Source organism: Ruminiclostridium papyrosolvens DSM 2782, assembly GCF_029318685.1.
GTDB classification, from domain to species: Bacteria; Bacillota; Clostridia; order Acetivibrionales; family DSM-1351; genus Ruminiclostridium; species Ruminiclostridium papyrosolvens.
Genome location: NZ_CP119677.1, coordinates 180,996 through 205,179, shown reverse-complemented (window position 1 = coordinate 205,179; position 24,184 = coordinate 180,996). Strand labels below are relative to the sequence as shown.

Genomic DNA, 24,184 nt, shown 5'->3' with positions numbered 1-24,184 from the left:
CCTGATTTTATTGAAGTATCAGACCGTCTGGCTTTTGCGCTTTCCCTTAAACAAATCGCTCTCTGTAATATATGATATTAGATAGCATTATACACGAAAAAATCATACCCGAAGTAAGAGGAAATTTTCCTCGCTGCAAGCACCAAACAATATCTGCCGCCATAAAGAAAACACTATAAATAATCGTCAGCCGATAGCCCCATTTTTTAAGGAGCAATAAACCAACTGCCGCAGTTATATTAACAAAGCACAGCAGTATTCTCATAACATTGCTTGAATAAATGGGCAATGGGCTCAATTCAAATCCCAGACTTTTAAAATATCCGGGGAAAATAGTTGCTCCTATGGCAAACATTGCAGCCAAAATAGTTAAATCGGCAATTACAGTTATTATAATGGGCCTCTTTTCATTCATCTATTCCCCCCTATTCCCCTTTAACTATCAGTATAAAGGATATTTATGGAAATTTCAAACAGTTTTGCCCCGTGAGGAGCAACATTTACCTCAAGCATCTCAGTGACATTGTTTATACTGTCCTTACACCAAAGCTCTTCAAAGACACACCCTTTAAAGCCGTCAAGCCCCAGCTCCTCAGGAGTTATATGAATATTCCTGACTTGGTCGCTGAGATTGAATAGGCCAAGATAGTAAGCCTCCTTCTGCGTATCTCTTGAAAGCCATATGGCCTGCTTATCATCCCTTGAAATCTGTTTTGCACCCGTGGAGTGGGTCAGAAGACGCAATACTTTGCTATTCGTCATAAGCTCCATTGTCCACTTATCCAGCTTGGTCAGTTCTGCCCCAACCATAAGAGGAGAACGGAAGATACACCAAAGAGACATCATAGTAATCTGCTCTTCTTTTGTGAAATTAGTTAACCGTTCTTCACCGAAGCCTTTGCCGATAAACCCCAGAGGGAGCATGTCGCAATCAGGGTAGCAGCCTTCTGAAACATGATTTTGCCAAATTTCGCATCTCTCAAACATATTCTTTAACAGTGGCCAGCTATCCCAGAAATCATCTGTAATTCTCCACATATTCGCATATTTTTCATAGTGCCATGCCTTATTTATATGGGCAGGTCCCGGCGACAAGCTTAAAACCATAGGCCGTCCGCAATTTTGGATAGCATTATAAAGCATTTCAATTTCTTTTTCCGCAGATTTCATATCAAGTCTGCATATATCATCACACTTAATAAAATCCACTCCCCATTGAGCATATAAACTAAAAATGGAATTGTAATACTCCTGAGCCCCTTGTTTATTTACCTCTAAACCATACATATCAGGATTCCACATACAGATAGAATATGGGTCGGCAATCTCGTTGGCTGTTTTATCAGTGCCATAAACCTTCATGTGATTGTGGGCAGCAATTCTGGGAATACCTCGCATAATGTGAATCCCGAACTTTAGCCCCAGACTGTGGACATAATCAGCCAGAGGCTTAAAACCCACACCGTCAGCAGAGGACGGGAAACGCTCGGGACATGGCAGCAGTCTGGAATATTCATCAATCTCTACTTTCCCAAAGGGTACATACTGGAATTCATCTCTTTTATAACCTGCCTCACAGCTATACCAGGATATATCCACAACAATATATTCCCAGCCATAATCCTTTAGGTTTTCAGCCATAAAATCCGCATTTTGCTTAACCTGTTCCTCATTGACGGTAGTATCATAGTAGTCATAGCTGTTCCAACCCATTGGTGGCGTTAAAGCAAACTTATTCTTATTCATAATTTATTCTCCATAAGTAAAATTTTGATATACATTCCTTGAAATAATCTCTATATAAAGTATTATATTATTAGGCTTTTTCATCAACAAGGGTAGTTATCTGCAGAAAGGGGTAATTTTTTGATGTCATGGAAATCAGGCAATTTCGGTTTTTTTGGTACAGACGTTATAGGAGAACAATCATTAAGTATAAAAGATTTGGGCTTGGAAACAAGACAAAAAGAAAACTACCTTTTTGATAATTCAACAAGGGACTACCATGGCTACCTTTTTCAATACACCTTAGACGGATATGGAATATATGAAAGCAGGAATACACGATACAAGCTGACAAAGGGCAGGGCCTTTTTAATATCCTTTCCCGAAGAAAGCAAATACTACCTTCCCTCATCTGAGGATGCTCCTGAGCATAGCTGGACATTCTTCTATATACACTTTTCAGGACCTGCCGCGGCACCCTTTATTAATCGTATCCGTGAACTAACCGGCTCTGTAATGGAATTAGGGATAGACAGTTTACCCATCAGTTACTTTTTTGAATTATATAATAACCTTCACAGCCAAAGACCCTTAGGTCGCTATATGGGCAGTGAATGGCTTTATCGCTTTCTGATTGCTTTACTGCGAAACATAGAATTTCCAACTGCCCGAAAGGCAAGCCCTCACGTAGCTGCTGCAATAGAATGGATAAACAGGAACTACTCAAACCAAATAAATCTTGAAGAAATGTGTCCTGAGATAGGTGTTACCTATTCCCACTTAACCAGACAATTCTGTAAGGAGAAAGGAATTTCCCCCGTACAATATTTAACCAACCTCCGTCTGGAGCATGGAATGCAGCTACTTTTGAATACCAATCTGTCCATTCAGAAAATTGCAGAAGCATGTGGCTTCTCTTGTGCCAATTATTTTACAAAGGTATATAAAAAAGCAATGCATACAACCCCTGTTGAATATCGAAATCAGCATAAGCTTAGCGGAATATAATTCCTTGCAAAATTCTCACATAATGGATATAATCTTTAACCTTTCCACTGGTTCTGGAGCTTGACACCATAAACGGAAAACTTTCTTCCGACAATCAAACCTTCTTCTATAAGCAGGGTTTTTTTGATTGCCGGAGTGTTTTTAAGTTTTTGAATAAATAAAAAATACTCTATTTATAAACCGGTATCCAGATTTCTACTATATATTTATTATCCCCCACTTTATAGTACATTTCAAATTCAGGTGCATCTGCATGTTGGTAACCTGATGAGGGAAACCATTCCGGATATATGCGTTCCCATATTGCCTGCACCTTTTCTGAGGTTTTGTCCTCGGTATGCTCTTCTGTAGGGAAAATAGCCCACGTCAGTTTGGGTATGTCCAGTTGTACAAAACCTTCAGGAATACCTTTTTGGGGAATTCTATGACATAACATATAATGGTATGTCCCGTCATTTTCATGTCCGTACATGGCAGCATTCAGCATCATATTCTGCTTTCCGTCGTCTGCCGCTTTTAAAATACGTTCCACAGTTCCGTCTTCAATTGATTTAAGCCAGAATTCAGGTATTCTTTTATAACATTCTCCATCTACCTTACTTAAAATTGTATCAATACCAAATACTGAAAAGCTTTCCTTTTCTTCAATTCTGTAATTCATTTCCACATCTCCTTTAATCGAAATATGAAAGGAAATGCGTGGATAGGCTTTCAGCTGTACGCCCATATCGCGCGCCGAAGTGGGCGTAACGCCATGCAGATTTTGAAATGCACGGGTAAACGCGTCAGGGGACTCATAACCATATTTAAACGCAAGTTCGATAACCTTTACACTGCTGTTCTGAAGTTCAAACGCTGCAAGAGTAAGCCGTCTTCGTCTGATGTATTCAGACAACGGTACTTCTGTAATAAACGAAAACATGCGCTGAAAATGATAGGTTGAGCAACATGCCTTCCTTGCAACTTCGTCAAAATCAATCTCTCCCGCTAAGTTGTCTTCTACATAGCAAATTGCCTCATTCATCTTATCAAGCCAGTTCATACGCATAACCTCCCTTCGATAACCAGTCTAACATGGACCGAATTATATATCCCGTCAATTGGTGCACTATTCTGCAGGGTACTCCTCCCCAATCTCCCAATGTACTTTTGTTTCGTCATACCGCGGGGCAAATTCTTTTTCCTCGGCGGGATAGCCAAGAGCAATTATAGCTAATGGGATAACCTTGTCACTCAAGTTGTAAAACTCACAAGCATATTTATTCCTTTTACTTGCTCTGGGCAAGCTGCACCATGTGGCACCCAAGCCTAGGCCATGGGCAGCAAGCAGCATATTTTGTGCAGCTGCGGAGCAGTCTTCTAAAAGAAATTCTGTCACACCCTGAATACTCTTGTCCCCGCAAACAATAATACAGCAGTCAGCACAGGCAAGTGGTAAGTAATTACTTTGTCCTGCGTCCACCTTAATCAGATTAGTCAGGAAATCTTTATTGCGTGTTACAATGAAATACCAAGGACGCTTGTTTTTAGCTGTTGGAGCGCAAAATCCAGCCTCAAGAATTGTTTGTATTTTTGACTTTTCAATTTCTTCTGACTTAAAAATACGAATGCTTCTTCTTGTCTTAATAGCAGTCAATACGTCCATATCGCAAGTATGTTTTTCAACATTTTCACGCTTGCCGGAGCCTTGCATTGCACTCTCATCAAGATTCATTGTAACTTCAATCTTCAAATCCTCACCTGTAAAGACAATTCTTTTTTGCAGAGCTTTATCTACGGTCATTATATAAAGCCCGTTTCCTCTGGAAATAAGCTTGTTTCTGTATTCCACTCCGTTTATAGTACCGTAAACCTTTATAGTCCCTTTACTAACATTAAACACTTTAGCAGGATTAAAAGGCAACTCAATAAAAGTCAAACCGCCCTTCGTATCGGGTTTTTTCAATATAGAACTAAATGTCTGCATTACCACCGCTCCCTTACACTTTTTGCTTTACCGGCATATGTAAAACTACCTCTGTATCCATATCAAGTTCAGGTTTATTAAGCTTATATTCTTCAAAAAACCAATAGTTTCCCAAGTCAAATTCCGTACTCTTAGATAACCATTTAAGGAACTCTCCCCATGCCCAGCCGTTATAACTGTATTTTGCTTTCATTATGGCATAGTAACCGCCTGTAAACTCTTCCAGCTTAATATCCCGATTATCAGTCCTAAATTCTTCATCCACCGTAACATGGATTTTATAGAAAAAGTCCTTATGGCCTATTTTCTCATGGTCATAGTAAGCAAAAAACCTGTGTGTCTTGCCGTCATTAAATAGACCTTGGGAATCTGCCCATTTCAAAAAGAAAGCACGTGCCTTATCATCTGCATCTTTTCCGGTTGCAGTATACGTTGCCGTCAACATAGAATCTACATAATCAAAAGTTTTGGTTATATCATAATCGCTGGATTTTAAGGCTATAGGCATATATAAGTCTATTCCGCCGATATGGTTGGCATTGTCATCAAAGCCCAAATGCTCTTCCAGCCACTGGTGTCCTCCATAAACATATTTGCTGTCAGAAATCCAGTTCTTAAAGCGGTTCCACGCCTTAACAATTTCGCCCCCTATATCTCCATCCTGTCCGCGCTTAACGTTTGTAACAGCGTAAAGCCCTCCACCCAGTATTTTTTCCTTTACAAGGTCATCATTTACAACTATATTATCTGCAACAGTAACACAAACCTCGTACCCGTATTCTTCTTCATTGGGAGATGACGGATTGGGGTTATTATATCCGAAAATACGCAGCTTCTGTTCATTTATATTAAGACCATTTTTATTGAGCCATTCTGCCATTACAGCAAAAGCATGGTGTTCAGGTTCTTTTCCATAATAGCAAAAATACGCTGCACGAGTTGGCTCCAGTTCTTTCAAAACCTTTATGTCGGGATAATTCTCAATAAGCTCTTTGTCCTGAATATCAAAATACTTTTCCATAATATCAATCCTCTCAAAGTTGTACAAGCTTTTCTGTTTCCTATAATCACTGGGCAGAAATCCTGTTACACGTCTAAAAGCCCTCGAAAAGCTGTCTCCGCTTTCAAAATCAAACTTTATTGCAATATCAATTAAACAAGTATCCCTGTTTCGTAACTCAAAAGCCCCTAAACTAATCCTGCGAAGCCTGATGTACTCTTTTACCGAGTGGCCTGTGAGTGCAAAAAACATTCTATAAAAGTTTGACAAAGACATATATGCGGTTTGTGCTGCAAAATCTATGTTAATCTTGTTTTCAAGGCAACTCTCAATATAATCAATGGATTTCTGAATTCTTTCATAGTAGTTCATTAAAGAAGCACTCCTTTAGTCTCTTAAGATGAGAATATAATATCATACCTACATTTTAGCCGTCCGACTTTTTTTCCAAAAATATAGTCTAACGTTTTCAACAATTTGGAAATTTGGTACAATAAATATAGGAGGATAACTAATGAAAAAACTATTAATTATCATACTGCTGCTCTTGCTTACGGCATGTTCTAATTCAAATCCTGCTCAAACCACAAAAAGCACTGTCCAAGAACCAACGCAAGCCTCCGTCACCCCTTCTCCTGCACAGGAAAAACCCAAGATTATTATTAACCCCAACGGCAAAACGGTGCAAGAAAGAATCAGAGTTCCTGAAGGCTTTGAAAGAATAGCTGCAGAAAACAACTCCTTTGGTCAATACCTTAGAGCTTTACCCGTGAAGCCGGATGGTACAAAAATACAACTTTACAATGGTGAGGTAACGGAAAAGGATGTACATGTTGCAGTTCTTGATATTGATGTGGGCAATAGAGATTTACAGCAATGTGCTGATGCCGTTATGAGATTGCGAGCTGAATATTTGTACAGTCAGGGTCTATACAAAAGGATACACTTTAATCTTACAAACGGCTTTAATGCTGATTACTGGAAATGGATGAACGGAAACAGAATTGTAGTTAAGGGTAATAACACCTATTGGGTGAAAAATGCAAATTATTCAAAAGAATACAGCAGTTTCAGAAAGTATCTGGATGTGGTCTTTGCATACGCAGGAACCCTGTCTCTTTCACAGGAAATGAAAAAAGAACCTGTAGAAAACATGCAAATAGGAGATGTGTTTCTAAAAGGTGCTACTCCCGGCCATGCTGTTATCGTACTCGACATGGCAGAAAATAAAAAAACAGGAGAAAAGATATTTTTGACAGCACAGAGCTACATGCCGGCTCAGAGCATACATATTCTTAAAAACCCTGAAAATGAAGCTCTAAGTCCTTGGTACTCAACAAATTTTGGCAGTTCGTTAAAAACCCCTGAATGGAATTTTAACCAAAACCAACTCATGAGGTTTGAAAACTAAAATTGCCAATTCTAATCAGGCTTATAAACACCTGATTAAAAATTGGCAATATAATTATCTTATTCTTCCTCGTCCTCTTCATCCTGTTCCCAGCTATGGTAAACGTTTGACACATCATCAAGGTCTTCCAAGGCATCTATCAACTTATCCATAAATTTAATCTGTTCAGGTTCTGTAAGCTTTGTAGTAGTCGTTGGTATCATTGAAACCTCTGCTTCAATAAATTCGTAGCCCTTTGCTTCAAGCGCCTCACGAACAGCTGAAAAGTCAGCAGGGTCAGTTACTATTTCGTAGCAGTTGTCATCTGAATCAAAGTCCTCTGCTCCGGCATCCAAAGCTTCCATCATCAAGGCTTCTTCGTTTACCTTGTCATCCTTTTCAATAACTATAACGCCTTTTTTGTTAAACATGAAGGAAACGCAGCCACTTTGTCCAAGGTTTCCGCCGAATTTATCAAAATAATGTCTCAGGTCTCCGGCTGTTCTGTTTCTGTTATCTGTTGTACATTCGCATATAACGGCAACTCCGCCCGGGCCGTAGCCTTCGTAGGTTATTTCTTCATAGTTGGAACCATCGGCTTCACCCGATGCCTTCTTAATGCTTCTTTGAATATTATCATTAGGCATATTATTTGCTTTACACTTAGCGATAATATCCTTTAATTTTGAATTTGCATTTGGGTCAGCGCCCCCAATTCTTACAGCTATCTGGATTTCTCTTCCCAGCTTAGTAAAAATCTTAGCTCTGACAGCATCTGCTGCACCTTTTTGGCGTTTAATATTCGCCCATTTTGAATGGCCTGACATGTTTACCTCCTAATAAATCCTATTTATATTCTTTTAAAAGCTAAAGCTTTATTTTACAATTAAAATCCATTATAAATTATAATAGTTATTTGTTAAATAATCAACCTTCCATCACTGCCTAATGTAATGTAAGTTTTTTCAGCAAGGTCTTGGATAGCCCTTCCATTGGAAACCTCTACAATATCCTTCATAAGTTTTTCCTCATTTCCAACCTCTATAAGAACACAAAGCTCCACATCCTGCTCATATCTGATTTCTTTTATTATATTATTATTTGAAATAAGCATGTTCTGAAGACGTCCGAAAATTGTGTATTCTATAATAATATTCAGGTTATAACACAGCTTACGGGTAACTATTTCCGCTGCTTCAAGTCCCATGGAGGCACTCTTGCTGTAAGCTCTTATAAGGCCGGAGGCGCCCAGCAGTGTTCCTCCGAAATAGCGGGTTACTACCACCACAGCGTCCTGTAAGCCCATACGTTTTATTACTTCCAGAGTAGGCACACCGGCTGTTCCCGAAGGCTCTCCGTCGTCACTGTATCTCTGTATCAAGGTACCGTTGTTTATGCTGTAGGCATATACGTTATGAGATGCGTTCCAGTACTTTGACCTCATTGCTTCGATAAACTCCAGTGCTTCTTCTTCACAGGTTACAGGGCGGACATTGGCAATAAATCTGGACTTTTTTTCTTCAAACTCCGCTTCAGCGGTATTTAGTATCGTTTTGTATTCAGCTAACAAATTAACCTCCCAAGTAGCTAGTGGCATAACATTTTATGTAAACTTATTCTTAATAAATTCCCAGGCTATATCCAAAAACAGCACCCCCAAAAATCGGGAGTGCTGATACTTACTGTATTATATTACTCTAACCTTACTGTTAAGCCAGCTCTTTATATTTCGCAAAAGACAAATTTATAAGTGCTCTGTCCTGACTGTAAGTAATCTTCTCCAAAGCCTCTTCAATGGAAAAATATTCGCCTTCACTGAAATTATCTTCTTTATTAACTTGAAAATTATCATTAAGGGATTTCATTACATACCAGGTAATCTTGTTACAAACCGGACGTTGACGTGTTACAGAGAAAAATTCATAGTTGGTATTGCCTGCTGCTAAAATAATTTCGGCATCAATTCCCGTTTCTTCCTTTACTCTCTTTATGGCTACCTCATCGGGATAATCTCCGCTTCTAATAATCCCCTTTGGAAGTACCCATTCATCCTTTTCATTTTTTAAAAGAAACACTTTCTCTCCAGAAAAGACCACTCCACCTGCACAGTTCCTAACAAGCATAATCAAAACCCCTTCCTGATAGAATTTAGTTTTTATTTAGTTGTCTGTTAATATTATAATACCTTAACTGGTGATTTTATACAACAATAAAATCCTTTAGCTTGCCAACTTTCTCTATCTTCACCAGAGCTTTTACCTTTACCCCGCTTTCCTCATATTCCTGTTCAAGCAGCTGCCCGTTTTTGTATATATACGGCATTACCCATCCGTCATTATACGGCACCAGAAGGTTTACTTCCTTGAGTTGATGCATAAAACCTTCTGTTATCTTTTCCAAGAGCTGCTCTATGCCAAATCCGGTAGAAGCTGATATTTCACAAACTGACGAATAGCCCACAGTACTGATTCTCCTGCCGTCTTTTATCAAGTCCTGCTTGTTAAGTACCAGAATGGTGTTTTTAGTTGAAGCCCCCAATTCTTCAAGGAGCTTTTCTACAACAGATATTTGCATTGAAACGTTCTCGTTTGAAGCATCTACCACGTGCAAGAGCATATCTGCGTGAACTGCCTCTTCCAGTGTTGATTTAAAGGCCTCAATCAAGTCGTGGGGAAGCTTTCTGATAAACCCAACCGTATCAACGAGTATTGCTTCTCTTCCGTCGCTCATTGTAAGCTGTCTGGCAGATGGGTCAAGGGTTGCAAAAAGCTTGTCTTCAACAAGCACCTCAGAACCGCACATCCTGTTCAATAACGTTGATTTCCCGGCATTTGTATAACCTACAATTGCTATTACGGGAGTATTATTGCTGGTTCTGTTGCTGCGCAAAAACTCTCTTCTCTTCTCAAGCTGCTTCAATTCCTGCTCCAAACCTGTAATTCTCCGGCGTATATGCCTTCTGTCCACCTCCAGCTTTTTTTCACCGGGGCCTCGGGTTCCTATACCTCCTCCAAGCCTTGAAAGCTGAGTTCCCATACCCATTAGTCGCGGAAGTTTGTATTTAAGCTGTGCAAGTTCTACCTGAAGCTTACCTTCTCTTGAAACAGCTCTTTGGGCAAATATATCAAGTATAAGGGTTGTTCTGTCAATTACTCTTACCTTTACCATTTCCTCTATATTTCTTATCTGAGCCCCTGAAAGCTCATCATCAAATATCAGCAGTTGAACATCACTGGCCTGACACATCAAAGAAAGCTCTTCTATTTTGCCTTTTCCGATGTAATAGGCAGAGTCCTCAGTTTGCTTTTTCTGCAATACCTTGTCTACAACTACCGCCCCCGCTGTTTTTGCCAGTTCCTCAAGCTCCTCCAGAGACTCCTGGGCATCCTTTGAGGTTATGTTTTCCAGTCTGCTCTGGGAAGTTTCCAAGCCTACCAGTATTGCAGTCTCCGCTTCTTCTTCATTTTCATATATTTCGCTCTTTGCAGTAGCGTCCAGTTCCTCTATTATTCTGTAGATGTAGCCAAGACGGGTATCCCCAACGCTAAATGGCCCATAAATATCTACGCCCTCCTCATGGTTAAGACACCCTGTATAAATCTCAGAAGGCTGTCCGTCTGCAACCCCTATGGCTACCATAGTATCCAGTCTCAGCTTCTGAAGAGTGCTTACGTCTACCTGAGACAACATTCCTCCTCCGCTGGGATGGGTATGAATACATCTTATTGCGGACAGTCTTGTCGTTCCCCGTCTTGCGTCTACCTGTGGCAAAGTAACAGTTCCGCTGTCTCCAATGCTTATGTCTGCTATTACTCCCCTTCTGCTGATGAGAACAGATATTTCCCGATTTATTTCCGCTGATATTCTGGAAATAGTGACGGCAAGTTCCTCCGGAACCAAGTCTCTTGAACCGTACTTTTTATCATATAAATCCTCCAACTCATGAAGAATTCTGTCCTTAATTGATTGTATATTACCATTAACTTTAATAAAATCAGCCTCCTTATATTAAATATAAAAGCTTACTTTGTAATTCCTGTTGAGCCGAAGCCTCCGCCTCTGTTACTGCCTATTTCCCTGACAGAATCAACAATTGTAAATTCCATTTTGGGTACAACCTGTAAAACTATCTGGGCAATTCTATCGCCTTTTCTTATAATATATGTTCCCTTACGATTTTCTTTTTCATCCAACGTAAAGGGGGACTCACTGTTGTCGGGAACCTCCATATCCGAACTGTTGGAAATAATTATACCAAACTCATCTCTATATCCGCTGTCAATGGTCCCCGGTGAATTTGGGACTCTCAAAGGTGTTTTAAAGGATATTCCGCTCCGGGGTCTGACCTGAATTTCGTAGCCCTCCGGTATTGCCAGTTTTAATCCTGTAGGTACGACAACCGTCTCCCCGGGTGCAATTACGGCACTCTCCGCTGCATAAACATCCATTCCCGCATCCCCCGGATTGGCGTATTTGGGTAAAACTGCATCTTCTCTGCACAATTCTATAAATATCTCAACAGACATTCTATTTCCTCCCCAGCCATAATCTAATTCGCTTTATGTAAACCATTTTAAAATACTCATACTCCCTTTTGGAAATGCCCTCTTGTGAAGCCTGAAGCTTTAATCCTCTCAATCAGTTTTTCCATATACGGTGTTATTTTATCATGTCCAAGCAAACTTCCATATAAGGAGCATATGTCGCGTATGTCCTTTTCAGTTTCATCAACAAAACTAAGCCTTATATGCTCAATCCCCGTTTTGCTTATCTGCTCTGAAAGCTCGGGTGCAAAAAGTACATTTGAATTGAATATTGTACTACGGCAGTCAATACAGTCGCTTTTAACGAGGAATTCCGCACCCTTTCTGTCACTAAGCTTATAAACACCGTTTTTACACAGATTACCGCACTTACGGGGTTCACATTTGCCCACGCTTCCACCTACAGGGCAATACTCACTGGTCATAACAGGGACTTTACCATATACCACAAGTTCAGTATCAAAATTCTCCGGATATTTCATTTGGGTTATCTGAGGCATATTAAGTTCACAGGAGATTGTCCCTCCGGTGAATCCCAGCTCTTTTAACTTATTCAAAGAATAACTGTTTATTATATTTATTGTAAAGTCACCGATTACCGGCACCTTATTACCCAACTTTTCCCGTATTATTTCATAAGCAGCAGGGCTCCCTGCCAAAAATCCGTCAACGAATTCAGAAACCTTTTGCAGGTTTTTTTTGAGTATGTCCGTGTAATTGCCCCTTATAACAGCAGGTATATACGCATATACTTCCTTCTCCGTCTGGTGAATACTTTTTAGTCCCTCATTTCCCATTATTTCCGTAAAGGGCAGATATACTCTGTCAACGTCCAAGTCTTTAAAGTCCATTCCATAAGGGTAATCATAAAAGATTGCAGATATTTTTTTATCTCTATTTATCTTTTTAACATTTCCCGGGAAATATGAATTTAAATTAAATGTTCTTTTATCAAAGTTAGCTGCTTCCTTTTTAAAGGATAATATTCTTTTTTGCTCCAGTTGTTCAGCTGCACTTCTTCTTATATTGTTAAGCTCACTTATAGGAATAACGGCATCCTCATCAATGTCAAGGTTAATATCAGCTATATCAAAAGGCGTTGACCCCATTTTTTTCAATTGCTCAAGGATACGTTCCTTTGTCAAGGGCTTGTTTACAGCCTTTTGAGGGAATTGCTCACCCGATGCCGAAACACTGTTTCCATAAGCATCCTGTAAGTTTAATACAGGCACTTGTCCGTATTTCATGGTAAAGTTTGCTCTTATGATGGATTTTCTGTTACCTTTTGAATAGGTTGCAGCAGCCTGCTCCAACATTTCCTTGTCGGAAGTTTTGTAGACCCTGCTTCCTTTCTGAACATTTCCCTTTATAACTGATACCCAAACAGTATCACCCTTTTGGGCCTTCCTGACCAATCTCTTGTCCTTTACTATTTTTGTTATTATACCTCCCGGACTTTCCTGAAACTTACTGCCTGACCATATTTCAATGCCGTCACCCATCCCAAGAGTATTTTCAAGCGTTAATAGAACGGAATTTGCGCTTTTGTCCTGTAAAACCACACTTCCTAAAGGTGTTCCCCAGTTTTTTGGTTTTTCGTATGCCATCATTTCCGGCCCTGTTTTGCCCAAAAGGTAACCTTTAGAAAACCCACCCCTATTAAAGCTTTGGAGCAGCTTGTGTCTATCTTCCTGAGATGCTTTATGTCTACCTATTTTGCTGTCGGTAATATCTTTTGTCTCATAAACCAAGTCAAGATATTTCCTGTAGGTACCAACTACAGAAGCCACATATTCAGGACTTTTCATTCGTCCCTCTATCTTTAGTGAAGTTACTCCTCCGTCAACAAGTTCATATAAATGGTCTATATAGCAGATGTCTTTTGGGCTGATAAGATATCCGCTGCCTAAGTCACTGCCATCCTTCTTTATGGAATACGGCATTCTGCAGGGTTGGGCGCATTTCCCCCTGTTACCGCTTCTTCCTCCTATCATACTGCTCATATAGCATTGTCCTGAAACACATATACACAAAGCACCGTGAACAAAAGCTTCAATTTCAAGAGAGGTTTGTCCGCAAATTCTTTTTATTTCTTCCAGATTCAGCTCTCTTGCAAGTACTATTCTGTCAAACCCCAGTGCTTCAAGAGCTTTTATACCTTCCATGCTGTATATTGTCATTTGTGTACTGGCATGTAGTGTAATTTCGGGTATCAGTTTTTTCAAGTTTGCAGCAAGGCCCATATCCTGTACTATAAAGGCATCTACCCCCATTTCGTATGCCTTTGCGGCATATTCTACAGCCTCCTGCATTTCCGAATCCAAAACCAGAGTATTCATAGTTAAAAAAATACTGGCATCTCTGGTGTGAGCGTAGTCCAATGCCTTTTCCAACTGTTCCTCATCAAAATTTCCTGCAAACTGTCTGGCATTAAGCAATTTACCTCCAAGGTAAACTGCATCTGCCCCATTTTCTATTGCAGCCAAGAAGGCATCATATGTCCCTGCCGGTGCCAATAGTTCTATTTTTTTAGCCAAACTGCTACCTCCAAATTATCCATATAAGTTACTGCGTTTCACTATCCGTTTTTTGAAAACACTTCAAGGACAAAGGGCATAATATCTGTCAGTGAATGAACTTCTGTCTTTATATTTTCCGCTTTTTTGCCCAATACTACCACAGGTACCTTGTTCATGGTATGAGTATGAATACTCACGTCCTCAATATTACCATGGTCGCTGGTCATAATTAAAACATCCTCTTCAAAGTTCATCTGTTTCATTAGCTCCTCAAAAAAGTTGTCCAGCCTGTCTATTAAATCTACCGCTTCATCAAAATCTGCTTTATGGCCTTGTATGTCTGTCAAAAAATGCTCATATAAAATAAAATCATAATTTCTGCTAAGTCTGTACAGGTTTTGTGCTGCCCTCTTGGGTGTGACGGTATCAACCTCGTAGCCTGACTCCTTTAGTGTCTCTCCAGTAATATCATGATATACTCCGTTTTCATTTATAAATTCATCCACTGTCCGAAATTCAATACCGGCTGCCATGCTCATGACAGAGGTTACTGAAGGCCTGTGCTTCCTGTCTTTTACGTTTAGCATGTTTTCCAGATATTCATCCCGGTAAACGTTTGAACTGGTAACTTCATAACCCATTTTTACAAGTTCGCTGAATATATTTGATTTATATATAACCTTTTTAAGAGAAATGGTGGGTTGTCCGCTTAAATGTCTGTTGAGTACCTTAGGTGCATTTACTCCTGTAAATATGGCGGTCTGCCCGGTAGCGCTTTGAGGAAGACCTTCCACACCCATTGAAGCATCAGCCTGAAATCTGGCATTATCTATAAGTCGGGCAAGCACCTGCTTTTGTGTAGCATACACTGGATTTGCCTTCCTATCTTTTTCACCTATTCCCACACCGTCTAAAAATATAAAAATTACTTTCATATCTTTCTCCTTAAAGAATTATTTTCATATATATTATATAATTCTTTGTTACACATTACCCTTCCTGCCAAATAGAATTTAAACGTTAAAAAAGCCAGAGAAATTAATACTTCCTCCGGCCTGCAATTAGTCAAATTATTTTTACATGTCATATTCTGCAAGGCTTTTCTGAGCGACTACCCGGTTATCCCTGCTTATGGAGTTTCTGACCTCTCCAAGTTCAGCTTCTCTCTTTGCCAATTCAAGCTGCAAAGATGTGTTTTTGACGGTCAACTCTTGATTTTGCTCTCTCAGTTGTTCAACTTCACTCTTAAGTTTTTCCATTTCGCTGACGAGTTCATCTTTCTCTTTTTCAAGGGAAATTTCTCTGCCTCTGGACTTGAAATAATCGTCTCCTACGTTGATTGCCGTAAGCACCGCAGCCAAAGACGTGCTAAAGCTGCTGTTTCTTAGCATTATCTCGTTCATCTTCTTGTCAATATAGAGGCCAACCCTTTGTATGTATTCGTCAGGCTCACTTCCAACCAGAGTATAATCCTTGCCGGCTATACGTATAACAACCTTATTTTTTGCAGTCAAGGCATATCAGCTCCTTCAAATTGCTAACCACACCCTCAATTATACTATATAGCACCATAATTCGGCAAATAAATTCTTACGGGAAGCTGAAACATTGTTGAATATATGTATTATACTTCCATAATTACTTTTGTTTAACCTTTTACGAACGCTGCAAAAGCCTTATCAGCCTTACCAATATGTTGTATAAGCCAATCTACTACCTGCTTGTTTATTGTCGAAATAAAAAGCGGACTAGCTCCCTCATTTTCAAACTGTTCCTTTAGTTTTTCAAAGCTTTTAAGAAAGTTATCATGTATCTTTCTGTGGGCATCTCTCTCAGGATAGTTGTACTTTTTGTGCATCTCCTGCTCATCAGTAAAATGAACTATTGTATAATCCTCAAGAAACTTAATGGTATTGGTTACTTCCTCTTTTCCTTTTCCCTGTATACATGCTGTGAATAGTTTATCAATAGCTTCAAAAAGTTTTTTGTGCTGATCATCTATTTCAGTTATTCCAATAGCAAGGCTGTCTCTCCATTTTATAGCCATTTTCCTGCCTCCAATTTCATCAAAAATTAATATGTCTATTATATACCCTGCTTAATTGGTTTAAAACACCTGTTGTTAATTCATTTTTGATATTTTTCCTGTTCTTGGGTCAAGTAATACAACCCAGTATCCAAAGGCTCCGTATTTGGGCCTGAAGCCCTCCATTTGTACCCAGCTGCCTACACTGCTAAAAGGATTATCATCTATATTATAAACGCCGGGTATACCGCATATGAGCTTTTCTCTGCCCGACTGTCTGCTATTTTTAATTCCAAGAATAATATACCTGTACTTATAATGTGCAAGCATAACCTTGGGGTTAAACAAAAGATACGTCTTAATATTGTTTCTGAAAAGAATGTTGTTAAGAAAGCCCGGACTGTTAATCTTCCACCATCTAAAGCTCCTGTTCCTTGTTCTGAAAGGGTTATATTCCTCAAAGCTATTATCAAGCTCCTGTTTCAAAAGCTGCATATTAAAGGATCGTTCCCTGTCCTCTCTCTGCTGTTCCCCTTCCTCTTCTTCCTCTATTTTAATAGATGAAATATCATTAAAATCTTCCTGAATCCTATCCCATACATTCTGAGGTTCTTCTGATTCTTCTGACTCCACTGACTCTACTGACTCCTCCGCTTCCTCTGACTCACTGTCTTCTTCATAAGAACTTTGATATACGCTTGACAAACTCCCCTGAAACTTACTTGACAGGTCAGTTACAGAAAGTTCCTCCTCCCGTTCCTGCTCCGTACTTTCCGGTTCATCTGTTTCAGTGATGTTTTCACGGTTCTCTTCCTCAATAACACTCCATGGCTGAATATTGATTACCTCTGTCTCACCCATTGCAGCCTCTTGTTCTGTCAGATCAATCTCCGTTTCAGGTTCTTCTTCCGATATTTGCTGAACTGTATCCTCAACCCGTGTTTCAGGTGTTTTAATGGGAATTGTCTCATGAGGCTGTTCTTGTAACCTTTCAAATTCCTCCTTCCACACCCGTTCTCCTTTTGTATATACCACAAGAGGACACTTAACCGTCCCTGATTCTTTATTGTCAGAACTACGGCATATTACTGCGTAGATATTTATATCCTGTACATTTAACTTATTTGAGCCTATCTCATGAGTGGGGAAATTTGTTTTAATATCTATTCTTCCGTTAATTGGCTGTATCCTGCATATATCAGTAAATGTCAGCACATCATCATCTTTATGTATACCATATAAATCGAAGTCGGAATCTCTTTTATCGGATAAATTATTCAGAGAGAGCTGAAAACGTGTATTATCACCGTTTATTTCAACTTTAATAAATCCGCCGGGGTTTTCCCAATTATTATCCATTATCTTAAATATATGAAACTGTCTTTCATATGCATTTCCCATTGCAGATTTCTCCTTTTTTAAGCAGATTACTCCTAACAGTAAAAATATATGATATAAATAAAAAAATAAGACTATCTTTTTTGATAGCCTTATCAGTGCGCACTTTATTATTTTATAATCAGATTTGTAAGCTGTGCAAATTGTGCAACCGTTAAAACTTCTCCTCTGATATTTTCATTTAACCCCATTTCGGCAATTATCTGTTTAATCTGCTCTTTGTTTTTATTAAAAAATCCTGAATTTGACAGTGCATTTACAAGGGTCTTCCTTCTTTGCCCGAAGGAGGCTTTTACAATTTTGAAGTAAAGGTTTTTGTCAGCGACTTCCACAGGAGGCTCGCTTAATATATCTAACCCTATTATCGTTGAATGTACCTCCGGTTGAGGAATAAAACAATGTGGAGGAACATCAAATACTATTTTGGGGTTTGAATAAAACTGTACTGCTACCGAAAGCGCTCCGTAGTCCTTGGTACCGGGGCCTGAAACCATTCTTTCGGCAACCTCCTTCTGCACCATGAAAACCATCTTGTCAACACCTTTTACTTCTTCCAGAAAACGCATAATTATTGGCGTAGTAATGTAATATGGAAGGTTTGCAACAACCTTTACGCTTTTTGCATTATATAATTCCTTGTACTTCTTTATAATTGCATCAATATCCGCTTTCATTATATCTTCGTTGATTATACTAACGTTTGAATAGTCACTTAAATTATCGTTCAAGGCAGGAATGAGCCTTTTGTCTATCTCTATTGCAGCAACTCCGGCAGACCTTTCCGCCAATTCCCGGGTCATACTTCCCACACCCGGCCCTATTTCTATTGCAAGAGTATCTTTATCTATATCGGATGCGTCAACTATCCTTTGCACTACACCAAAGTCGGTGAGAAAGTTCTGGCCCAAGGCCTTTGTAAGCTTTAACCCGTGCTTTTTTATTATCTCAGACGTATTGTTTTTAATCATAGGTACTCCTTAACCTTTTAAATTAACACATTGTCAAATATTATAACACAATAGCATCAAATAATATATTCGACTTTTCAATGAGAAATTATTACAATATTCAAAGAAAAAGAGCTAATCCAATAAACTTGGATTAGCTCTAACAGTCCCTTTAATACTTTTTTTATTTTGTTTACATACCTTCTAAGTAAATACCCTATTTCAGTATATAAACTTTTACTTTTCTTACACCCCAGGAATCAACTTGTCCGTCTGATTCCAGATATACATCAATTTTGTTGCCTTTTATTGCTCCTCCTGTATCTGCCGCAACCGCATATCCATAATCGGCTGCCTTCCCGGGAACTTCTATATATACTCTTGTTCCCAAGGGTATTACTCTGGGGTCAACTGCTATTATACCCTTTCTTACTCTCGCTCCTGTAGCTGTCATACCAAACCCCGGTTCTCCGGGCCTTTTACCTGTGTCCGCAAAAGAAGCTGTGTATGAGGTTGCCCTCATATCCATCACCTTTGAAAATCTAAATGTCTCACCTCTGGATGTCTCGTAGTTTAAAACCGTACCGACTTCAACAATACAATTTAAAGGATTTTTAGATACAATATCCTTTACAAGTTGTTTAGCGGTCTGCTTTCCATCTTCAAAAACTACCTTGTATAGTTTTTCTCTGACGCCTTCTTTTCCTTGTCTGACTGTATTTCGCACTCCCTTATCTAATCTGTTGCTATCTTTTGTAATGGTTTTAAATGGAATAGGCGAAGTCTCCGTGATAGTTTTCTCCTCTACACGGACAATTGAGATATTCATATTTGATACGATTTTGTCTCCTATTTGAGACCCTACAAATCTGTCACTGGAATTTACACTTATATTATTATCTTTTAAAACATCACTTACCGTATCCTTATATGTTTTTACGCCCAACTCTTTTCCATCAACCTTGATTGTAACAGGTACTGCTCTTTTTATATTTATAACATTCTCATGAACCTTTGTGAGCTTCGCGTCAAACGGCATACTAACGTAGTCAGCTTTGTCAACTTTGATGCCTGTCTGCTCCAGTACCTCTTTCACTGTTACTTTCATTGTCTTGATTGCAATGGTATGCCCATTATCGTTGATTACAACGTGCCTATTGAGTCCGTTAAATACTGCGAACCCCGCTGTAACGGATATAACAACGACAATACATATTATTGCAACATCCAATGTTCTGAATTTTAGTTTAGAAAAATACCTTTTAATATTCTTCGCAATCGGTATCATAAATCCAACCTCCTGTTAGAAATACTCAAAGGGACTGTGAATATTTTATGCCATACCCATTTTTTTGTCAAATTTATTACCTGTTTTTGGAAATAGATTTAAACAATTCATCCCTTGTTATAAATTATTAACTGGATGTTAGTATACTATTCAATAAGATAATTTATGTTCCCTTTTAACAACCTTATTGCTGAAGCCCGCTTATTTAAGGGGTTCTAAAAAAGGAAATAATTACAGGACTAGGGCTTATCTGATACCTCCAGTATAAGCCATTCTTTAGACTGTGTATTAAATTCTACCGTTATATACTTTTCATTTTCACCGCTTTTATAAAGCTTTTCAGCTTGAGGCGATTCAGGCTTTTCCACCTCTGCCATTACCTTGAACTGAAGTATTTTCAGATGCTCCTCATCTGTAAGGCCCGTAAAAATCTGTAGTGATTTAGAGTGAATAGACTTTATTTCCTCCTGATAAGTTTTGCTGAAATTAGCAGAATTTTTTAAAACCTCATCCTGAGAGTTTTTACTTATCAAGGAACTTGCTAATTTATAGTTCTTGGTGTTAATTGCCTCATACCAATTTTTCACAAGCTCACTTACAGGTTCAGTATTCATATTTTTTTTGAATTGAATAACCAAATCGGTGTAAGTGCTTATTTGAGCTTTTAAATCTGTGTTTTCAAGGGAAACACGATTAAATTCCTCCCTGAGGTCAGAAGCAACAGAATTCATGGACTCAACTTTTTCTGTCAATTCCCTGTTCTTTTTATCAAGTGTATTGTTTTTTTCTCCCAGAGTATCTATCGTAAAGTTTTTAGCATCTCTCAAATCCTGAAAGCTTTCAAGCTGCTTCTCCCTATCCCAAAGCAGATAATTAAATGATATAAGTAAAGCTATGAGAAACAGAAATACAATAATAATAATAAATCTCTTCATAATTTTTCTCCTTAAATATTAAATTAACATTAAGGGCTTTTATTCTATCATTCTATATTATTTTGAAAACTTTTTTTGCATTGATGAGTGTAGCCTCAGCCACTTCATTCATGCTTACACCTTTAATTTCAGCAATTTTTTCTAATATATGAACCAAATACCCTGAATTATTGCGTTTTCCTCTGTAAGGTTCCGGTGTAAGGTACGGGCAGTCTGTTTCAACCACAAGCTTGTCCAGTGGAACCGCTTCGACAACCTCTTTTATTTTTCTGGAATTCTTAAAGGTTACCGCTCCGCCAACTGCAATATACAAATTGTGTTTTAGCATATCCAGCGCCATTTCTCTGCTTCCGGAAAAACAATGGAATATGCCCCCGACCTGCTTTGCATCTGTTTTTTTTATAATGTTTACAGTATCTTCGTGTGCATCTCTGTCATGAATTATTATAGGCAGTTGAAGCTCCTTTGCCAGTTCAATCTGTCTCTCGAACCAATACCTTTGGATATCCCTTGGTGAATTATCGTAATAGTAGTCCAGTCCAATTTCACCGATTGCAACAACTTTGCTGTTTTGGGCTAAAATTTTTATCTTTTCAAGTATATCCTCAGTAATCTCTTCCGCATAATGGGGATGTATGCCCAAAGCAGCGTATACAAAATCATATTTGCCGGAAAGCTCAATAGAAGCATCAAGAGAGTTAATATCGGCAGAAGCATTTAGGATATACTCTATTCCGTTACTGTGAAGCTCCTTTAGAAGACTGTCTCTGTCCTCATCAAATTTATCATCATCATAATGTGCATGTGTATCAAATATCAAAACTATCACCTGCTCTACTTTTATTGAGATTGCTGTCAATTTGAATCTATTCCCGCAAACATGGTATAATTTACCCGGTGCTTATCATTTTTAGCCGAAAATTGTGTATTGCTACTGATACTACTATACATATTTGTTTAAAATTTTTCAAGCACCATGATTAGAATACAACTGTTTAAACAATAAGTCATATGGAGAAAATCTAGTCTGGAATACTTTATTTAGGGGATAAATTATGAAAAACATCATAGGCTCTATTCGATTTATAAACAGATACGTTAAAAAAATAAATCCCATCGTTAAGAAAAAGACCGAAGAATATTACAGATATACAGGGCGTATAGTAAAATACAATATTAAGAAAAATGCTGTGGAAGCCTTGAAACAAAGCGACTTTGATATGGCCGTTTCATCTGTATGCACTTTTTGGCCCGGTGTTAATGTTAAGCTTGCTTCTGAAGTTATTTTTTCCTTCACGGCTATTATTCGCTACCTGAATAAAATCTGTGAAAATTCGTCTGTTGTAACAGAAGCATTTATCAGAGTAGCCTTTTCTTCATTAAAAGATGCTGCAAATATACGTAATGAATCCTTTGAGAAATATTTTACCTTTTTCCCTTCAAAGGATGATAATGGCTATCTTAGTATTCTTGTTGAAAGATGCCGTCAAAAAATTCAGCTTCTGCCTTCATATGATATTGTCAGAGACTCCATATCTGCATATCTAGCCTTGTACATTGACCTACAGGTAACAAAGTACTCCTCTGACGATAATGAAAAGGAAGTAAACCTCATAAGGTGGAGTACTGCCCACGGACAAAAGTATCCCGACCTTACTAACTGGGAATTCTGTATGTGTATAGATTCGGGACTTGATATACTGCTTTTGCTGTCCCTTGCAACGAACCCCGATTTGAGCGAGGAGGAGGCCGAAGATATTAATTCCGCTTTCTTCCCGTGGGTTAGCTGTATACATAAGATTTTGGAATGTTATCTTAAATACAATGACGACCTTTCTTCCGGCAGCTTGAACTATGTTTTTTATTATGGAAATCTCAAGGAATACGAGGATAGAATCGAATTCTTTACATCAAAAGCTCTGTCTGTCAGAACCGGGTACAGAGGCAATATTAAGTCAGTGCTTAAAATCCTTTTGAGCCTGTTTATTTCTGACCCCAAAGCAAGCGAAGGCATGAACAGAATTACCAGCAAAGGATTGTATAAATCAGGGGGAAAAGGTATGTGGCTATACTCTCTGGCTGCTAAAATACTCAGAGCTCTGAGTAAGTTCTAACCGAATATAAACTGACAGGCCCACACGGATGCGATAACACTTATAATATCAGCCATTATAGCAGCTATAAGGGTATATCTGATATTTTTTATTCCTACAGAGCCATAATAAACCGCCAATGTATAAAAAATTGTTTCTGTTGAACCCATCATTGTAGCTGCAACCCTTCCGGCATACGAATCCGGCCCAAAGGATTTTATAATCTCGGTTACAAAAGCAAAGGACGCACTTCCTGATATGGGTCGCAGCAATGCCAATGGAGCAACCTGCGGAGGCATTCCCAGTAAATCTGTTACGGGTCTCAGCAAAAGTATTAGGCTGTCCATGGCGCCGGACGCCTTGAAAACTCCCACTGCAACGAGAAGTCCCACCAGTGAAGGAATTATTTTTATTATTGTATCTATTCCGTCCATTGCACCTTCTACAAACACATCATACGCTTTGACTTTTTTTAATACTGCCACCCCAAGTATTACGACAAATATTGCAGGAACAGCGTAGTCGGACAAGTGCCTAATTATACCCATATTCCACCACTTTTCTCTAATTGTCTTTTTTCCACACTGCTGACAGCATCTTTGCCGCTATAATACCCATAATAGTTGCACAAACAGATGCAATCCATATGCATATGATTATCTCTGCAGGTTTTTTCGAGCCCGCAGAGGTTCTAAGAGCAATTATATTTGCGGGCACCAGTTGAATTGCTGCCGTATTTAAAACCAAAAACATACACATGGCATTAGTGGCTGTTTTCTTATCCTTATTTAGGCTCTGCAATTCCTTCATAGCCTTTAGCCCTAATGGTGTAGCGGCATTTCCCAAGCCAAGAAAGTTTGCAACCAGGTTCATTACTATAGCACCTAAAGCCGGATGATCCTTTGGTATTTCAGGAAAAAGAAATATTAAAACCGGCCTTACTGCACGTCCTATTATTCTGATAAGTCCGCTTTTTTCGGCTACCTTCATTAACCCTGTCCAAAGGCACATAACCCCCAGTAAGCCTATGCAAACAGTAACGGCAGTCTGGGCAGAATCCATTGCAGCCTTTGTTACATCATCAAGCCTGCCATTTACTATACCAAATGCAAACCCTAGAATTAATAGCCCAATCCAGATATAATTAATCATAAATACCTCTTTTCCCAGCCGCAAAATGGAAACCTTACTCCTAGTTATATATGCCTGGACACATTCTTTTATGAAACAGAATTATAGTTTTTTTTGTCGAATAACTCCTAAACAGCTAAATAATTTTCCAGTATTATTTTTGAATCTCTGTAAAAATTAAAACAAATTAAATTCTTAACAATTTCGTAACATT

24 protein-coding genes are annotated in these 24,184 nt (G+C 38.7%); 3 read left to right on the top strand and 21 right to left on the bottom strand.

Annotation, left to right across the window (positions count from 1 at the left end; translation table 11 throughout):
* Positions 1 to 46: 46 nt before the first annotated feature.
* Positions 47 to 415 (bottom strand): hypothetical protein, encoded by a 369-nt coding sequence (locus P0092_RS00950; protein WP_004619248.1) that lies wholly within the window; start codon positions 413 to 415, stop codon positions 47 to 49.
* A gap of 20 nt (positions 416 to 435) precedes the next feature.
* Positions 436 to 1,746, bottom strand: coding sequence for a glycoside hydrolase family 27 protein (locus tag P0092_RS00945; RefSeq protein ID WP_004619245.1), 1,311 nt, complete (start codon positions 1,744 to 1,746; stop codon positions 436 to 438).
* Positions 1,747 to 1,869: 123 nt separating this feature from the next.
* On the opposite strand from P0092_RS00945, the gene P0092_RS00940 reads away from it, so the two are divergent.
* Positions 1,870 to 2,733, top strand: a complete 864-nt coding sequence (locus P0092_RS00940; protein WP_004619243.1) for an AraC family transcriptional regulator — start codon at positions 1,870 to 1,872, stop codon at positions 2,731 to 2,733.
* Positions 2,734 to 2,902: 169 nt separating this feature from the next.
* On the opposite strand, the gene P0092_RS00935 is transcribed toward P0092_RS00940, so the two are convergent.
* The 3 genes from P0092_RS00935 to P0092_RS00925 all read right to left on the bottom strand — a co-directional run bounded on the left by P0092_RS00935 (position 2,903) and on the right by P0092_RS00925 (position 6,071).
* Complete coding sequence (locus P0092_RS00935; protein ID WP_004619241.1) at positions 2,903 to 3,775, bottom strand: AraC family transcriptional regulator; 873 nt, start codon at positions 3,773 to 3,775, stop codon at positions 2,903 to 2,905.
* Positions 3,776 to 3,841: 66 nt separating this feature from the next.
* Positions 3,842 to 4,678 carry a nitroreductase family protein gene (locus P0092_RS00930; RefSeq protein WP_276187036.1) on the bottom strand — a complete coding sequence of 279 codons (837 nt, stop codon included), beginning with the start codon at positions 4,676 to 4,678 and terminating at the stop codon, positions 3,842 to 3,844.
* A gap of 34 nt (positions 4,679 to 4,712) precedes the next feature.
* Positions 4,713 to 6,071, bottom strand: a complete 1,359-nt coding sequence (locus P0092_RS00925) for an AraC family transcriptional regulator (RefSeq protein WP_004619237.1) — start codon at positions 6,069 to 6,071, stop codon at positions 4,713 to 4,715.
* Positions 6,072 to 6,213: 142 nt separating this feature from the next.
* Here P0092_RS00925 and P0092_RS00920 point away from each other — a divergent pair, with 142 nt between their 5' ends.
* Positions 6,214 to 7,110 carry a DUF4846 domain-containing protein gene (locus P0092_RS00920; protein ID WP_004619235.1) on the top strand — a complete coding sequence of 299 codons (897 nt, stop codon included), beginning with the start codon at positions 6,214 to 6,216 and terminating at the stop codon, positions 7,108 to 7,110.
* 59 nt (positions 7,111 to 7,169) lie between these two features.
* On the opposite strand, the gene P0092_RS00915 is transcribed toward P0092_RS00920, so the two are convergent.
* The 14 genes from P0092_RS00915 to P0092_RS00850 all read right to left on the bottom strand — a co-directional run bounded on the left by P0092_RS00915 (position 7,170) and on the right by P0092_RS00850 (position 21,566).
* Positions 7,170 to 7,916: a YebC/PmpR family DNA-binding transcriptional regulator gene (locus P0092_RS00915; RefSeq protein WP_004619232.1), complete on the bottom strand. Its 747-nt coding sequence runs from the start codon at positions 7,914 to 7,916 to the stop codon at positions 7,170 to 7,172.
* Positions 7,917 to 8,008: 92 nt separating this feature from the next.
* Positions 8,009 to 8,659 carry a YigZ family protein gene (locus P0092_RS00910; protein ID WP_004619231.1) on the bottom strand — a complete coding sequence of 217 codons (651 nt, stop codon included), beginning with the start codon at positions 8,657 to 8,659 and terminating at the stop codon, positions 8,009 to 8,011.
* A 139-nt stretch (positions 8,660 to 8,798) separates the two neighbouring features.
* Positions 8,799 to 9,212: an NUDIX hydrolase gene (locus P0092_RS00905; protein WP_004619228.1), complete on the bottom strand. Its 414-nt coding sequence runs from the start codon at positions 9,210 to 9,212 to the stop codon at positions 8,799 to 8,801.
* Positions 9,213 to 9,288: 76 nt separating this feature from the next.
* Positions 9,289 to 11,028, bottom strand: coding sequence for a GTPase HflX (gene hflX, locus P0092_RS00900; RefSeq protein ID WP_051132007.1), 1,740 nt, complete (start codon positions 11,026 to 11,028; stop codon positions 9,289 to 9,291).
* Between the two features lie 83 nt (positions 11,029 to 11,111).
* Entirely contained in the window at positions 11,112 to 11,615 is a 504-nt protein-coding gene (gene dut, locus P0092_RS00895; protein ID WP_004619224.1) for a dUTP diphosphatase, read from the bottom strand.
* A 56-nt stretch (positions 11,616 to 11,671) separates the two neighbouring features.
* Positions 11,672 to 14,170 (bottom strand): U32 family peptidase, encoded by a 2,499-nt coding sequence (locus P0092_RS00890; RefSeq protein ID WP_004619222.1) that lies wholly within the window; start codon positions 14,168 to 14,170, stop codon positions 11,672 to 11,674.
* Positions 14,171 to 14,211: 41 nt separating this feature from the next.
* A complete protein-coding gene (locus P0092_RS00885; RefSeq protein WP_004619220.1) occupies positions 14,212 to 15,087 on the bottom strand; it encodes an alkaline phosphatase family protein in 876 nt (291 codons plus the stop codon).
* Positions 15,088 to 15,228: 141 nt separating this feature from the next.
* The gene (gene zapA, locus P0092_RS00880) at positions 15,229 to 15,666 is read right to left on the bottom strand and encodes a cell division protein ZapA (protein WP_004619218.1); all 438 of its coding nucleotides are present in this window, start codon (positions 15,664 to 15,666) and stop codon (positions 15,229 to 15,231) included.
* A 134-nt stretch (positions 15,667 to 15,800) separates the two neighbouring features.
* Positions 15,801 to 16,199, bottom strand: coding sequence for a bacteriohemerythrin (locus tag P0092_RS00875; RefSeq protein WP_004619216.1), 399 nt, complete (start codon positions 16,197 to 16,199; stop codon positions 15,801 to 15,803).
* 75 nt (positions 16,200 to 16,274) lie between these two features.
* Positions 16,275 to 17,579: a hypothetical protein gene (locus P0092_RS00870; RefSeq protein WP_004619214.1), complete on the bottom strand. Its 1,305-nt coding sequence runs from the start codon at positions 17,577 to 17,579 to the stop codon at positions 16,275 to 16,277.
* Positions 17,580 to 17,686: 107 nt separating this feature from the next.
* Positions 17,687 to 18,544, bottom strand: coding sequence for a 16S rRNA (adenine(1518)-N(6)/adenine(1519)-N(6))-dimethyltransferase RsmA (gene rsmA / locus P0092_RS00865; protein WP_004619212.1), 858 nt, complete (start codon positions 18,542 to 18,544; stop codon positions 17,687 to 17,689).
* 196 nt (positions 18,545 to 18,740) lie between these two features.
* Positions 18,741 to 19,811, bottom strand: a complete 1,071-nt coding sequence (locus P0092_RS00860; protein WP_004619210.1) for a 3D domain-containing protein — start codon at positions 19,809 to 19,811, stop codon at positions 18,741 to 18,743.
* Positions 19,812 to 20,050: 239 nt separating this feature from the next.
* Positions 20,051 to 20,746, bottom strand: a complete 696-nt coding sequence (locus P0092_RS00855; protein ID WP_004619208.1) for a hypothetical protein — start codon at positions 20,744 to 20,746, stop codon at positions 20,051 to 20,053.
* Between the two features lie 52 nt (positions 20,747 to 20,798).
* Complete coding sequence (locus tag P0092_RS00850; protein ID WP_004619206.1) at positions 20,799 to 21,566, bottom strand: TatD family hydrolase; 768 nt, start codon at positions 21,564 to 21,566, stop codon at positions 20,799 to 20,801.
* Positions 21,567 to 21,801: 235 nt separating this feature from the next.
* Here P0092_RS00850 and P0092_RS00845 point away from each other — a divergent pair, with 235 nt between their 5' ends.
* Positions 21,802 to 22,860: a DUF2600 family protein gene (locus P0092_RS00845; RefSeq protein ID WP_004619204.1), complete on the top strand. Its 1,059-nt coding sequence runs from the start codon at positions 21,802 to 21,804 to the stop codon at positions 22,858 to 22,860.
* On the opposite strand, the gene P0092_RS00840 is transcribed toward P0092_RS00845, so the two are convergent.
* Complete coding sequence (locus tag P0092_RS00840; RefSeq protein ID WP_004619202.1) at positions 22,857 to 23,387, bottom strand: spore maturation protein; 531 nt, start codon at positions 23,385 to 23,387, stop codon at positions 22,857 to 22,859. The genes P0092_RS00845 and P0092_RS00840 overlap by 4 nt on opposite strands.
* Before the next feature lie 16 nt (positions 23,388 to 23,403).
* Positions 23,404 to 23,991 carry a nucleoside recognition domain-containing protein gene (locus P0092_RS00835; protein ID WP_004619200.1) on the bottom strand — a complete coding sequence of 196 codons (588 nt, stop codon included), beginning with the start codon at positions 23,989 to 23,991 and terminating at the stop codon, positions 23,404 to 23,406.
* Positions 23,992 to 24,184 lie beyond the last annotated feature (193 nt).

Excerpts from the sequence above, each read along its gene's own strand:
- P0092_RS00950 (WP_004619248.1), bottom strand. The coding sequence starts at position 415 with ATGAATGAAAAGAGGCCCATTATAATAACTGTAATTGCCGATTTAACT.
- P0092_RS00945 (WP_004619245.1), bottom strand. The coding sequence starts at position 1,746 with ATGAATAAGAATAAGTTTGCTTTAACGCCACCAATGGGTTGGAACAGC.
- P0092_RS00940 (WP_004619243.1), top strand. The coding sequence starts at position 1,870 with ATGTCATGGAAATCAGGCAATTTCGGTTTTTTTGGTACAGACGTTATA.
- P0092_RS00935 (WP_004619241.1), bottom strand. The coding sequence starts at position 3,775 with ATGAACTGGCTTGATAAGATGAATGAGGCAATTTGCTATGTAGAAGAC.
- P0092_RS00925 (WP_004619237.1), bottom strand. The coding sequence starts at position 6,071 with ATGAACTACTATGAAAGAATTCAGAAATCCATTGATTATATTGAGAGT.
- P0092_RS00920 (WP_004619235.1), top strand. The coding sequence starts at position 6,214 with ATGAAAAAACTATTAATTATCATACTGCTGCTCTTGCTTACGGCATGT.
- P0092_RS00915 (WP_004619232.1), bottom strand. The coding sequence starts at position 7,916 with ATGTCAGGCCATTCAAAATGGGCGAATATTAAACGCCAAAAAGGTGCA.
- P0092_RS00905 (WP_004619228.1), bottom strand. The coding sequence starts at position 9,212 with ATGCTTGTTAGGAACTGTGCAGGTGGAGTGGTCTTTTCTGGAGAGAAA.
- dut (WP_004619224.1), bottom strand. The coding sequence starts at position 11,615 with ATGTCTGTTGAGATATTTATAGAATTGTGCAGAGAAGATGCAGTTTTA.
- P0092_RS00885 (WP_004619220.1), bottom strand. The coding sequence starts at position 15,087 with ATGAAAGTAATTTTTATATTTTTAGACGGTGTGGGAATAGGTGAAAAA.
- P0092_RS00875 (WP_004619216.1), bottom strand. The coding sequence starts at position 16,199 with ATGGCTATAAAATGGAGAGACAGCCTTGCTATTGGAATAACTGAAATA.
- P0092_RS00870 (WP_004619214.1), bottom strand. The coding sequence starts at position 17,579 with ATGGGAAATGCATATGAAAGACAGTTTCATATATTTAAGATAATGGAT.
- rsmA (WP_004619212.1), bottom strand. The coding sequence starts at position 18,544 with ATGATTAAAAACAATACGTCTGAGATAATAAAAAAGCACGGGTTAAAG.
- P0092_RS00860 (WP_004619210.1), bottom strand. The coding sequence starts at position 19,811 with ATGATACCGATTGCGAAGAATATTAAAAGGTATTTTTCTAAACTAAAA.
- P0092_RS00855 (WP_004619208.1), bottom strand. The coding sequence starts at position 20,746 with ATGAAGAGATTTATTATTATTATTGTATTTCTGTTTCTCATAGCTTTA.
- P0092_RS00845 (WP_004619204.1), top strand. The coding sequence starts at position 21,802 with ATGAAAAACATCATAGGCTCTATTCGATTTATAAACAGATACGTTAAA.
- P0092_RS00840 (WP_004619202.1), bottom strand. The coding sequence starts at position 23,387 with ATGGGTATAATTAGGCACTTGTCCGACTACGCTGTTCCTGCAATATTT.
- P0092_RS00835 (WP_004619200.1), bottom strand. The coding sequence starts at position 23,991 with ATGATTAATTATATCTGGATTGGGCTATTAATTCTAGGGTTTGCATTT.